This is a genomic window from Saccharothrix coeruleofusca (genome assembly GCF_014648515.1).
Taxonomy (GTDB): Bacteria; Actinomycetota; Actinomycetes; order Mycobacteriales; family Pseudonocardiaceae; genus Actinosynnema; species Actinosynnema coeruleofuscum.
This window is the reverse complement of record NZ_BMRG01000031.1, coordinates 1-11678: the sequence shown is the minus strand read 5'-3', so window position 1 is coordinate 11678 and position 11678 is coordinate 1. Positions and strand designations below refer to the sequence as shown.

The following is an 11678-nucleotide window of genomic DNA, read 5'->3' as shown; positions in this document are numbered from 1 at the left end:
GGAGATCTACCGGGCCGCGGGCAACCGCAGGCTGTTGGAGGCGTGGCACGCGGTGCGCTCGCAGGTCCACCTGTTCCAGCTCGCCCGCGTCCGCTCGGGTCGGCGGGACTACCGCGCGGTCGTGGTCGAGGAGCACCGGGAGATCGTCCGGCTGCTCCGCGCGGGTGATGCCGAGGAGGTCGCCCGCTACGCCGAGGAGCACGTCCACTCGGCGCTGCGGGCGCTCGTCGCCGGGCTCGACCGCTGATCGGCCTCAGCGGTCGAGCCCGGCGGTGACCGGTGCTTCAGCTCAGCACGACTTGGTCCAGGAGCACTCCAGGTCCAACCTCGGGTCCGCCGACTTCCCCGGCACCGCCCTGGCCTGCAGGCCCGGCTGGGCCTGCCCGGCGCGGTCGGAGGCCAGCCGGACCGCGACGGCGTCCTCGATGTCGCGCGGCACGGAGGAGACGAAGTTGTTCAGCATCAGCGAGAACACCAGCTTCCGACCGTCGGCGTTGGTCACGTAGCCGCTCAGCGCGCTGATCCCGGTCATCGAGCCGGTCTTGGCGCGCAGGTTGCCCGCGGCGGCGGTGCCCGCCATCCGGTTGCGCAGGGTGCCGCCCACCCACCGGTCCGACATGCCCGCGATCGGCAGCGCGTCGTACCAGCTCTGGAACCAGGGCTTGGCGCGCGCCGCCCGCAGCAGTCCCACGAACAGGTCAGGGGAGAGCACGTCCATCCTGGACACTCCCGACCCGTCGAACATGTTCATGGTCAGCGGGTCGGCGCCCAGGTTGGGCAGCAGGGACTCCAGCGCCCGCACGCCCGCGGGCCACGAGCCCTCCCCGTGGTACTTGCGCCCCAACGACTTGATCAGCGCCTCGGCGTGCATGTTGTTGCTCAGCTTCAGGAACGGCACCAGCAACTCGCGCAGCGTCATCGACCGGTGGGTCGCCAGCACCCGCGCCGACTGGGGCGTGGCGCGGAAGGCGGTCCCGCCGGCGACAGTGATCCCCTTGGCCGCCAACGACTTGCGGAACAGGCCCGCCACCAGCGCGGTCGGGTCGTCCACGGAGATGTAGGTGGCCTGCGGCCCCGCTCCCGGCGCGATGGAGCCGCTCACGTGCACCACGTTGGAGCCGTGGGCGCGCTGCACCGAGATCGAGCCGCCCGACGCGGTGGTGGCGGTGCTGCGGATGTCCAGGTCCACCGGCGGGTCGACGCGCACCCGCGCGGGACCGCCCGCGACACCGGGGGAGACCTGCACGATGACCGAACCGGAGTCGTAGTCGGTGTCCGGTGCGATGGTCAGCGCCGAGGTCTGGGCGCTGTAGTAGTACGGCTCGTCGTCCCAGGCCCAGCCGGTGCCCAGCGGGACGGAGTCGAACCAGCTGTCGTCCGCGACGAGCGCGCCGCGGACGGTCCGCACGCCGGTGGCGGCCAGCTGCGCGGCCAGGTCGTCGTAGTCGGCGGCGAGCGTGGTGGGGTCGCCGGTGCCGCGCAGGTAGAGGTCGCCCATGAGCTCCGCGCCCTGCACGGGTGCGGTGGTGGCGAGGTCGGTGGTCCAGCGGTGTTCGGGGCCCAGGCCTTCCAGCGCGACGGCGCTGGTCACCAGCTTCGCCGTCGAGGCCGGTTGGAAGCGGGTGCGCCCGGAGCGGCTGTACAGCAGGTCGCCGGTCTCGGCGTCGCGCACCACCAGGCCCACCGCGGAGGCGGCCAGCCTGGAGTCGCCGAGGATGCGGTCGAGGTCCGCCGTGAGCGGGTCCGCCACGTCGGCGGCGGCGCCCGTGGTGAGACCCACGACCAGCGACAGGGAGAGGAGCAAGGAGGTCGATCGCGACCGACTGATCATGAGGTGATTGTGCCCCTCCGACTCCGCCGGTGTGACCGGTTTCGCCGGTCGACACCGAACACGGCCGCGGGACCGGCCTGCGTCCGCCGGACCGTCCACATCGGCCACCGCTGCCACCGTCCCGTCCGGCCCGGCGGAGACAGCGGCGGTGTCAGGTGCGCGGCGAATGGGTAATGCCGAACCGCGGGAGCCGATCCGCGGCTCCCGGCGGGGTGTGAGGGAGCGTCGTGCTGGGACAGGTGGATCAGCCGTCGGTGGAGGTCGCCGTGCGCGAGGGCGTCGTGGTCGCCGCCGTGCGCGGCGATGTGGACGTCGACAACTTCCGGCAGGTGCGCGAAGCGCTGTTCACCTGCTTGAACCGCGGCGGGGCCGCGTTGGTGGTGGACCTGGACGGGGTGGGGTTCTTCGGGTCGATGGGGATCGCCGTCCTGGTCGAGGCGCGGCAGCGGGCCGACGTGCTGGACACCGGTTTCGCCGTCGTGGCGGGGCGGCGTGCGGTGGTGCGGCCCATCCGCACGGCCGACGTGGAAGAGCTGCTCCAAGTGCGTCGCACCCTGGAGGAGGCCCTGGCCGCCGCGCGGGACCGCTCGCAGCGGCGCGGGGACGAAGCGGACACGCCCTTCTCCTGGTGGTCCTCCTAGTCAGCTCCGTGGGGCTGGTCTCGAAAGTTGCGACGCCAGTTTCGACTTATTTTCGAAAATCTTTCATTGTTGCGTGGACTGTTGCATCGCCTACGGATGAGTGTGAACTCCACACACTTGATCGATACTAGCTGGGCTTTTTGGCGAAGATTCTGATCATCTTGATCGATTTCGGGGCCGCCGGGCGGGTGTCCCATGCGGACCTTGATGACCCATTTGTCGTCCGCGAACCGTCTCAATAGCCCTCATAGGCTCTTGTCAGCGCTATCTGTTTCGGGCAACACTGCTAAAAGTTTCAGCCTCTGCAGGTGTTCCCGGAAGGCGAGACATGAAGCTGACAGCGAAGTCAGTGACACCGGTCGTGCTCGGACCGGTGGTCCACGACAGGTGGTGCTCCGGCGCGACGACCGTCGTGATCCGGGTGCCCGTGCGACGGCCTCTGCTCCCGTCCTGATCGTCCGACCGGACTGCCGGGAGCACGTTCGCACGTTCTCGGGTCACCGCCGCGACCCGATCGCACCACTGGCCTTCACGAGAAGGAAGAACGCATATGGTCAACTCCCACACCCCTGCGGTGAGCCGCAGGCGCGGCGGTGTCCGGCTGCTCGTCGGCGGCGCGTGCGCGGCGCTGGTCATGGCGCTGCTGCCCGGTGTCGCCCACGCCGCCTTGTGCTCGAACCAGGTCGGCACCCACAACGGCTACTACTACTCGTGGTGGAGTGACGGCGGCGGTTCCGCCTGCATCGAGCTGGGCGCGGGCGGCCAGTACAGCACCACGTGGCGCAACACCGGCAACTTCGTCGGCGGCAAGGGCTGGAGCAACGGCTCGCGCAGGACGGTGAGCTACTCGGGCAGCTTCAACCCCTCCGGCAACGGGTACCTGACCCTCTACGGCTGGACCTCCAACCCGCTGGTGGAGTACTACATCCTCGACAGCTGGGGCGACTACCGGCCCACCGGCACCTACAAGGGCACCGTCACCAGCGACGGCGGCACCTACGACATCTACGAGACGATGCGGTACAACGCGCCGTCCATCGAGGGTGACAACAAGACCTTCCCGCAGTTCTGGAGCGTCCGGCAGCAGAAGAGGGTCGGCGGCAACATCACCACCGGCAACCACTTCGACGCGTGGTCCCGCGCGGGCATGCGGCTGGGCAGCTTCAACTACTACATGATCATGGCCACTGAGGGCTACCGGAGCAGCGGCAACTCCAACATCACCGTCCGCTGACCACCCAGCCGCCCGGTGCCGCCCGACCCCGCGGGCGGCACCGGGCGGCCACCAGGAGGGAGCCCTTGATGAGAACCGCACCACGCTTGCTGAAACGATCGCTGGTCCTCGGGTTGGTCGCCGCCGCGACGGTGGCGACGGGCGCCGTGGCCAACGCCGCGCCGGTGCGCGCAGCCGCCTGCAACGGCTACGTCGGCCTCACCTTCGACGACGGCCCGTCCGGCAACACCGGCGCGCTGCTCAACGCGCTGCGCCAGAACGGCCTGCGGGCCACCATGTTCAACCAGGGCAACAACGCCGCCGCCAACCCCGCGCAGGTCCGGGCGCAGGTCGACGCGGGCATGTGGGTGGGCAACCACAGCTACAGCCACCCGCACCTGACCCAGTTGGGGCAGGCGCAGATCGACTCGGAGATCTCCCGCGCCCAGCAGGCGATCGCCAACGCGGGCGGCGGCACGCCGAAGCTGTTCCGGCCGCCGTACGGCGAGACCAACGGCACCGTGCAGTCCGTGCTGGCCAAGTACGGCCTGACCCAGATCATCTGGGACGTCGACTCCCAGGACTGGAACAACGCCAGCACCGACGCGATCGTGCAGGCCGTCAACAGGCTCAACAACGGCCAGATCATCCTCATGCACGAGTGGTCGGCCAACACGCGCGCCGCGATCCCGCGCATCGCGCAGAACCTGGCCAGCCGCAACCTCTGCGCGGGCATGATCTCCCCGCAGACCGGCCGCGCCGTGGCCCCGAGCTGATCCCGGCAGACCCCGCACCCGCGTCGGACTCCCGGCGCGGGTGCGGCTCATCCGGCGGAGGGGTCCGCGAGCTCCCCCCGTGCCACTCGTCGCAGTGGAGCCTGGTCCCGTCGGCGGCGAGGAAAGCCGGCACGCCCGCCCCTGACAACCGCCCGCCGGGTCAGAGCCTGCCCGCCGGGCGGCGCCCGCTCGTGATGGCCTCAACCTGCTCGCCGGTGAACGGCGGGTCGAGCAGGTCGGCGCGCTGGGCGTGGCAGCGGAACATGTCGGCGATGTAGTGCATCCGGTCGGGCAGGTCCGACCAGTCCCGCGCGGCGGTGTCGAGCAGGCTGTCCGGGGTCGGGTCGACCACGCGCAGCAGCGCGAGCAGTTCGGGGTGGGACAACCGGTCCAGCAGCGGCGGGAACCGCGCGGGCAGGTCCTCGTCCAGCTCCAGCAGCTCGCCGCCGGGCAGCGCCAGCGTCATCAGGTGCGCGGTGACCGCCCGGCGGGCCACCGCGCGGACGTGGTCGGCCAGCTGCTCGCCCGCCACGCGCACCGGCCCCCGCCTGCCCAGCACGATCACCAGCGCCATGCGCAGCCACCTGAGCACCGGGTTGTCCGGCAGGAGCAGCCGGAACAGGCGGCGTTCGAGCGCGCGGGGATCGACCAGCGGCGCCTCCAGCGCGGCGGTGATCTCCGGCTGCAGCCGCGTCTGCTCGTGCAGGCCGACCTCGATGTTGGCCAGGAGCAGCAGTTCGGCCCGCTGCTTCGGGTCGGCGGTGGACATCGCCTCGTGGTAGCGCGTGAAGGCCCGCCGGAGGCGGTCCTGCCCCTCGGGCGGCTCGCCGGGGCGCAGCCCGTCGCGGAACCGGGCGATCCGCTGCTCGTCGGCCACCGCGTCGTCGGCGAACTCGGCGAGGAAGCGGGCGAACTCGCGGGCGATCTCCTCGAACACCTTCAGGTTCCCCCGTGCCGTCGCCTCGCTGACGGCGTCCAGGCGCGCGGTGGCCACCACAGCCCGGCGCACCACCCGCTCGAGGTCGTCGAGCCCGCGCCGGGGGAGGGCCCGGCGCAGGCTGCGGGCCACCAGTTCGACGCGGGCGGCGGTCTCCGGCGAGGACTTCAGCAGCCGCTCCAGCGTCCGCGCCAGGTCCTCCTGCCGGATGCTCTGCCCCACCTGCTTGGACGCCCACACCGCGAAGGTGCACCAGTTCGCCCACCCGCCGGTGCGGGCGGCCAGCGCCCGTGACAACCGGTGGTAGCAGTGGGTGATCTGGAGGTTGCGGACCACGGGGTCGGCGTGCGCGACGATCCGGTCGACGTCGGGGACCGTGGGCGGGACATCGCCGCTGAGCTCGTCCACGTCCGCGCTGGGGTGACTCATGGTGCCGACCTCTCCGCTCGGGGCTGCACCTACTTCATCGTCACGAGCGCGGGTGATGTGACGCGGCGGTGTCCTGGGCCAGGTGGAACCCCAGCTTGCGGTTGAGCGCGCCGGTGAGCCGCGTGACGGTGCGCCGAGGCAGCGCCCTGGCCACGAAGGTGCCCACCCGGTTGACCACGCGTCCGGGGTAGGAGGCCGTGCGACCGCGGGCGTAGTCGTCCAGCACGTCCTCGGCGACGTCCTCGGCGCTGTCCGCGAGCCCGGCCGCGATCTCGGCGGAGGTGCCGTCGAAGAAGTTCGTGGCGGTCGCGCCGGGGTGGGCTACCATGACCCGCACCCCGCTGCCGCGCAGCTCCTCGGCCAGCGCTTCGCTGAACGACAGCGCGAACGCCTTCGTCGCGGCGTAGCTCGCCTGGAAGGGCATCGGCTGGAACGCGGCGGTCGAGGCGATGTTGATGATGCCGCCGCTGCCGCGGGCCCGCATCCCCGCGCCGATGTGGTGGGTGAGCGTCAGCAGCGCCGAGATGTTGAGCGAGACCGAGTCCAGCTGCGGCCGCAGGGGGCGTTCGAGGTGCGGGCCGACGGAGCCGGTGCCCGCGTTGTTCACCAGCAGGTCCACGGTGATCCCGCCCGCGCGCAGTCCTTCCAGGACCTCCTGGACGCCGCCGGGGTCGGCGAGGTCGGCGGGGATGACCCGGACGGACACGCCGTGGTCGGCGCGCAGCCGCTCGGCGATCCCGTCCAGCGTGGTCCGGGACCGCGCGACGAGGACGAGATCGGCGCCCCGGCGGGCCAGCGCGGTCGCCGTGGCCAGGCCGATGCCCTTGGAGGCGCCGGTGACCAGCGCGGTGGTGGAGCGGTAGTCGTGCACGGTGGTTCCCATCTAGGAGGAGGTGTGCGCGGGGGAGGTGGTGTGCGCGGTGTCGAGCCAGCGGTGGTAGCGGCGCAGCGCGGTGCGGCGGTCGAGCAGTTCCCGCACCAGTGACGTGCGGAAGCGGAACCGGTCGCCCGGTTCGGCGCCGCGCCCGAGCCGGGCCAGTCGGCGGCGCACCTCGGCCTGGGTGGCGGCCGACGCGAGCACCTTGTGCCGCCAGCGCACCCGCGGCGCCGGGGCCTCGGCGCGCTCGCCGCGCAGCCACCGTCCCGGCAAGTCGGGGCGCAGGGCCAGCGCCGTGGCCATGCCGACCACCGAGACGCCGCCCGCGAGCACGTCCTCGGCCACCGGCCTGCGGCGGACGCCCCCGGTCAGCATGATCGGCACGGGCGCGCCCGGCGCGATCCTCGCGGCCAGGTCGAGGAAGTACGCCTCGCGGGCCAGCGTCCGGCCGTCGGCGGTGTGGCCGTGCGTGGCCAGGCTCTCCACCGAGCCGCCGGACAGCTCCACCAGGTCCACACCGGACTCGGCCAGCAGGTCCACCACCCGCGCGGCGTCGCCCTCGTCGAACCCGCCGCGCTGGAAGTCCGCCGTGTTGAGCTTGACTCCCACCGCGAAGCCGCTGCCGACGCGACCGCGCACCGCGGCGACCACGTCGAGCAGGAGCTTCGCCCGGTGGGCGAGTTCGCCGCCCCAGGCGTCGGCGCGCCGGTTGGTCAGCGGCGAGAGGAACTGGGCCAGCAGGTAGCCGTGGGCGGCGTGCACCTGGACGCCGTCGAACCCCGCCTGCTCGGCCAGTCGCGCCGTGGTGGCGAACCGGTCGACGACCTCCTCGATCTGCGCGGGCGTCATGGGCGTGGGACGGGGGTACAGCCTGGAGTAGCGGCCGATCTCCACCCGGACGTCCGAGGCGGACCAGGCCAGACCGCGCATGTCCGCGCCGACGACCCGGCCGGGGTGGTTGATCTGCAGCCACGCGCGACCTCCACCCGACCGGGCGGCCTGCGCCCACCGGCGGAAGGGGGCGAGTGCGGTGCCCTGCTGCAGCACGACGTCGGCGGGGTTGGCGAGGGCCCGGCCGTCGACCATGACGTGACCGGTGATCAGCAGCCCCGCGCCGCCCGCCGCCCAGCGGCGGTAGAGCTCGACGAGTTCCGCGCCGGGCAGTTGGCCCTCGACGGCCAGGAACTCCTCGGTCGCCGCTTTGGCGATCCGGTTGGGCAGGGTCTGACCGCTGGGCAGCACCAGCGGTGCGTCCAATCCGGGCACGTGCGGCTCCTCGGGGCGAAAATGTGGACGACGTACACATTGGCCTGCCGTGTGTACGTTGTCAACATGCCGCCGCCCCGCCCGAGCCCAACCCCCGACTCCGCCTGCAAGTACCACCCGAGCCGCTCGCCGGGGCCGGTAACTACCACCCGAGGTGCGCGAGCGCTCGGTTCGCGGGGGTGGGGTCAGATGCGCGGGAGGTGGGCCGCGACTTCGGCGATGGCGTCGAGGGTGTCGTGGTCGAAGCCCGACCCGGTGGCGTTCTCGGCCTCGGCGACGGTGACGTTCCTGCCGTCGCGGTCGCTGCCGTAGCGCAGGCCGGTGTAGGAGATCTCCGCCAGGTCCAGCAGTGGTGCGCCCAGTGGCGTGATGTCGCCGGTGCCGTGCTCGTCGATCAGCGTTCGGAACCGCCGGGCCTCGCCGCTGCCCGCCAGACCGACCCAGGCCACGGATACCGCGGCGGTGTTTCCGCCGTCATCGGCCACTACGAAGAGAGCGCGTTCCAGCGAGGTGCAGCGGTGGCGTGTGAAGAATTCCCTGACCTGGCCGTAGGAGGCGGCGAGGCATTCGGCTTGCTGTCGGGGGGTGCGCCGCAGTTGCCTCAGCCCGAGGCGGCCCCACGCGCCGTCGGGGTCGCCCCTGCGGGCGGCCTTCTGCCCCTCGCTCTTGCGGGCCCGCAGTTGCGCCTGCGATCCGCCCGCCCGGACTGCGCTGATCTCGCTGCTCGCGGCGCTGCCGCCGAGTGGCACCGCGCCGCCGCCGGAGGCGAACACCCCCAGCGCGACGGCACCCGCCATGACGGCGGCCTTGCCGCTGTTTCCCCGGATCGGCCTGACCCGTCCCTGCTTGTCCGTGTAGAAGCCCGCCATCGGCGCCCCCTGTGGAATCGCGTGCGTTCCGGTGGTGCGGGTGCACTTCACGAGTCACCCGCACCGCACCGTAGAACAACGCACCGACAATTCCCCGCCACCTGGGCGCGTGCCTTTCAAAAAAGGGGACGCGACCGCATTTATCGGGTTTTCGCTTGTCGCGAATCGGCGAATCGGCGGATCGAGTCGCGGGAGTCCCGCTCAATCCAGCTCCAGCACCGCCTTGCCGTGCAGTCGGCGCTCCATCAGGGCCCGCAGCGCGTCGTCGACCTGCCGCCAGCTGCCCCGCCAGGTCACCTGGGGGGTCAGCGCGCCCGTGTGCACCCGCTCGGCCAGCCAGGCCAGGTCGGGTGCGAGGTCGGGGCAGTTGAGCAGGAAGAAGGTGGTGATCGCCCGGCCGTGCGACCCGAGTCCCTCGAAGGCGTCGGCGGTGAGCTGGGACGGCTCGCCGGACGAGCGGCCGATGGCGACCAGCGTGCCGTGCTCGGCGAGGCGGAGGTAGGCCTGGACCAGGTGCTGTCCGCCGACCATGTCCAGCACGCCGTGGACGGGAGCGGTGAGGTCTTCGGGGCCGGTGAGCACCTCGTGCGCGCCGAGCGACCGCAGGCTCTCGCCGTGGCGGTCCGGGTCGCCGGTGGTCGCGATGACGTGCGCCCCGCCCTGGCGCGCCAGCTGCACGGCGTAGCGGCCGACTCCGCCCGTGGCGCCGACGACGAGCACCCGGCGGCCCAGGATCGGGCCGAGGCGGTGCAGGCCGCGCAGGGCGCTCAGGCCCGCCACCGGCAGGGTGCTGATCGCTCCGAGGTCCGCGCCGGAGGGGACGGCGGCGATCCGGTCGGTGCGCACCGCGCGCAGCTCGGCCCACCCGCCGGTCATGTCGAGGGTGACCACGGGCGTGCCCTCGGCGGGGCCGGAGCCGTCGGCGGCGGCGCGTTCGACCACGCCCGCGGCGTCCCAGCCCAGCACGGTGCCCTCGGGCGAGTTGGGGATGAAGCCCTTGACCTCGCCGGGGTTCAGCGAGACCGCGGTGATCCGCACGAGCGCCTGGTCCGGGGCGGGAACGGGGTCGGGGGCCTGGCCCAGGCGCAGACCCGAGGGGGCGGAGCGGTCGACGAGCAGTGCCTGCATCGGAGGACCTTTCGTTGTGCCACTGAGTGGCAAAAGACTATCAGAGGCTTTTGTCTCTCGGGTTACACTCACCCCGTGAGCACACCGGCAGCCCCCGAACCCCGACCGCCGCTGCGCGAGCGCAAGAAGCAGCGCACCAGGGAAGCGCTGCTGGCCACCGGACTGCGCCTGTTCGCCGAGCGGGGTTTCGCGGAGACCACGCTGGACGAGCTCTGCGACGAGGTCGAGGTCTCCAAGCGGACGTTCTTCCGCACCTTCGCCAGCAAGGAGGAGGTGGCCATGGCTCCGCTGCACGACCTGTGGGAGCTGTTCCTGCGGGAGCTGGCCACGGCGACCCCGGCGGGGGAGACGCTGGTGGAGTTCCTGCACGGGGTGCTGCTGACCGCGCTGGAGGGCATGACCGACCCGGACTGGCCGCGCCGGGTGCTGGTCTCCCAGAGGCTGGCCGAGCGCAACCCCTCGGTCGCGGCCTACGGCCTGTACTTCTGCGACCGCACCACCCGCGCCGCCCTCGCCCTGCTGCGCGAGCGCTTCACGCTGCCCGACGACCTGACGGTGCTGCTGGCCCTCGACATCCTGATCGCCGCCTTCCACCGGGCGCAGGAGGCGTGGGCCGCCGCACCCGGCCCGCACACCCGCGACGGCCTGCGGGAGCACGCCGACGCGGCTCGGACCGTCCTGCCCGTCGTGCTCGACGCCCCCGTGCGCGCGGCCGCGCGGGTCGGGGACTCGTAGCGGACCCGCTCAGCGGTCGCGATGGCGGAGGAGCGGTCCTAGGTCCCGCACCGCAGCGGACCAACGACCGCTGTCCCGCGCCGACGGGCCGCCTAGCGTCGGCGGGGGAGGAGGTGCCCCATGAAGGCTCGCGACATCATGACCAGCCCCGTCATCAGCGTGCCGCCTGACGTGCCGATCCGCGAGGTCGCGGCGTTGATGGTCGCGCACGGCTTCACCGCGCTGCCGGTCGTCGACGACGGCAGGCTCGTGGCCATCGTCACCGAGTCGGACCTGCTGCGCAGCCGCTACGGCGACCAGGACGCCGCGGACACCCCGGTGCGCGAGGCGATGTCCACGCCGGTGTACGGGGTGGACCCCGGCGCGCCGGTCGAACTGCTGGCCCGCGTGATGGTCGACGACCGGGTTCGCTGCGTCCCGGTCCTCGACGGCTCCCGCCTGGTCGGCGTCGTCACGCGACGTGACCTCGTGCGCGTCATGGCGCGCGCGGACCGCCCCACGGCGACGGGTGGGGCGGGTGAGCTCGGATGAGCGAGCCGATCGTGGTCGGCGTGGACGGGTCGGCATCGGCGCTGGCCGCCGTGCGGTGGGCGGCCGCCGAAGCCGCCCGGCGCAACGCGTCCGTCGAGCTGGTGCACGCCTGCCAGGTGCCCGCCGCCGAGCACGGGGCGCGGCAGGCGTTCGAGGAGCTGGGCCGGGAGCGGCTGGCCGAAGCCGCGCGGGTGGCCCGCGCCGCCGCGCCGGGCGTGGAGGTCGGTGCGACGCTCGTGACCGGGCAGCCCGCGGCGGTGCTCATCGCCGAGAGCGGACGGGCCGGTGTGGTCGTGCTCGGCGCGCAGGGCCTGGACGGGTTCTCCGGCTTCCTGGTCGGCGCCGTCGCCGTGGCGGTGTCCGCCCACGGCCGGTGCCCGGTCGTGGTGGTCCGGGAGCGGAGCGAAGGGGGCGACGGCGCTCAGGACGGCGCTCAGGACGGCGC

General features: G+C 72.7%; 13 protein-coding genes. 7 read left to right on the top strand and 6 right to left on the bottom strand.

Features of this window, described 5'->3' with window-relative positions:
- The coding region (locus IEZ00_RS37595; protein ID WP_229796401.1) for an FCD domain-containing protein at positions 1 to 247 on the top strand (247 nt) is incomplete at its 5' end.
- A 42-nt stretch (positions 248 to 289) separates the two neighbouring features.
- On the opposite strand, the gene dacB is transcribed toward IEZ00_RS37595, so the two are convergent.
- A complete protein-coding gene (gene dacB / locus IEZ00_RS34905) occupies positions 290 to 1831 on the bottom strand; it encodes a D-alanyl-D-alanine carboxypeptidase/D-alanyl-D-alanine endopeptidase (protein WP_189227631.1) in 1542 nt (513 codons plus the stop codon).
- 227 nt (positions 1832 to 2058) lie between these two features.
- Here dacB and IEZ00_RS34900 point away from each other — a divergent pair, with 227 nt between their 5' ends.
- The 3 genes from IEZ00_RS34900 to IEZ00_RS34890 all read left to right on the top strand — a co-directional run bounded on the left by IEZ00_RS34900 (position 2059) and on the right by IEZ00_RS34890 (position 4461).
- Positions 2059 to 2472, top strand: coding sequence for an STAS domain-containing protein (locus IEZ00_RS34900; RefSeq protein ID WP_189227630.1), 414 nt, complete (start codon positions 2059 to 2061; stop codon positions 2470 to 2472).
- Between the two features lie 574 nt (positions 2473 to 3046).
- A complete protein-coding gene (gene xynA, locus IEZ00_RS34895) occupies positions 3047 to 3706 on the top strand; it encodes an endo-1,4-beta-xylanase XynA (protein WP_276530119.1) in 660 nt (219 codons plus the stop codon).
- Positions 3707 to 3774: 68 nt separating this feature from the next.
- Positions 3775 to 4461: a polysaccharide deacetylase family protein gene (locus tag IEZ00_RS34890; RefSeq protein WP_189227628.1), complete on the top strand. Its 687-nt coding sequence runs from the start codon at positions 3775 to 3777 to the stop codon at positions 4459 to 4461.
- A 160-nt stretch (positions 4462 to 4621) separates the two neighbouring features.
- Here the strand turns inward: IEZ00_RS34890 and IEZ00_RS34885 are convergent, their stop codons facing one another.
- From IEZ00_RS34885 to IEZ00_RS34865, 5 genes are all read right to left on the bottom strand, one after another.
- The gene (locus IEZ00_RS34885) at positions 4622 to 5827 is read right to left on the bottom strand and encodes a hypothetical protein (protein WP_189227627.1); all 1206 of its coding nucleotides are present in this window, start codon (positions 5825 to 5827) and stop codon (positions 4622 to 4624) included.
- Positions 5828 to 5867: 40 nt separating this feature from the next.
- Positions 5868 to 6710, bottom strand: a complete 843-nt coding sequence (locus IEZ00_RS34880) for an SDR family NAD(P)-dependent oxidoreductase (RefSeq protein WP_229796400.1) — start codon at positions 6708 to 6710, stop codon at positions 5868 to 5870.
- Positions 6711 to 7970 (bottom strand): NADH:flavin oxidoreductase/NADH oxidase family protein, encoded by a 1260-nt coding sequence (locus IEZ00_RS34875; protein WP_189227626.1) that lies wholly within the window; start codon positions 7968 to 7970, stop codon positions 6711 to 6713.
- 185 nt (positions 7971 to 8155) lie between these two features.
- Positions 8156 to 8839 carry a hypothetical protein gene (locus IEZ00_RS34870; protein WP_189227625.1) on the bottom strand — a complete coding sequence of 228 codons (684 nt, stop codon included), beginning with the start codon at positions 8837 to 8839 and terminating at the stop codon, positions 8156 to 8158.
- 201 nt (positions 8840 to 9040) lie between these two features.
- The gene (locus IEZ00_RS34865) at positions 9041 to 9967 is read right to left on the bottom strand and encodes a zinc-binding dehydrogenase (protein ID WP_189227624.1); all 927 of its coding nucleotides are present in this window, start codon (positions 9965 to 9967) and stop codon (positions 9041 to 9043) included.
- Between the two features lie 75 nt (positions 9968 to 10042).
- Between IEZ00_RS34865 and IEZ00_RS34860 the strand changes: the two genes are divergently transcribed.
- The 3 genes from IEZ00_RS34860 to IEZ00_RS34850 all read left to right on the top strand — a co-directional run.
- Positions 10043 to 10702, top strand: coding sequence for a TetR/AcrR family transcriptional regulator (locus IEZ00_RS34860; RefSeq protein ID WP_189227623.1), 660 nt, complete (start codon positions 10043 to 10045; stop codon positions 10700 to 10702).
- A gap of 120 nt (positions 10703 to 10822) precedes the next feature.
- Positions 10823 to 11233, top strand: a complete 411-nt coding sequence (locus tag IEZ00_RS34855) for a CBS domain-containing protein (protein WP_189227622.1) — start codon at positions 10823 to 10825, stop codon at positions 11231 to 11233.
- The coding region (locus tag IEZ00_RS34850) for a universal stress protein (RefSeq protein WP_189227621.1) at positions 11230 to 11678 on the top strand (449 nt) is incomplete at its 3' end. The genes IEZ00_RS34855 and IEZ00_RS34850, both read left to right, overlap by 4 nt.

Excerpts from the sequence above, each read along its gene's own strand:
- dacB (WP_189227631.1), bottom strand. The coding sequence starts at position 1,831 with ATGATCAGTCGGTCGCGATCGACCTCCTTGCTCCTCTCCCTGTCGCTG.
- IEZ00_RS34890 (WP_189227628.1), top strand. The coding sequence starts at position 3,775 with ATGAGAACCGCACCACGCTTGCTGAAACGATCGCTGGTCCTCGGGTTG.
- IEZ00_RS34885 (WP_189227627.1), bottom strand. The coding sequence starts at position 5,827 with ATGAGTCACCCCAGCGCGGACGTGGACGAGCTCAGCGGCGATGTCCCG.
- IEZ00_RS34880 (WP_229796400.1), bottom strand. The coding sequence starts at position 6,710 with ATGGGAACCACCGTGCACGACTACCGCTCCACCACCGCGCTGGTCACC.
- IEZ00_RS34870 (WP_189227625.1), bottom strand. The coding sequence starts at position 8,839 with ATGGCGGGCTTCTACACGGACAAGCAGGGACGGGTCAGGCCGATCCGG.
- IEZ00_RS34865 (WP_189227624.1), bottom strand. The coding sequence starts at position 9,967 with ATGCAGGCACTGCTCGTCGACCGCTCCGCCCCCTCGGGTCTGCGCCTG.
- IEZ00_RS34855 (WP_189227622.1), top strand. The coding sequence starts at position 10,823 with ATGAAGGCTCGCGACATCATGACCAGCCCCGTCATCAGCGTGCCGCCT.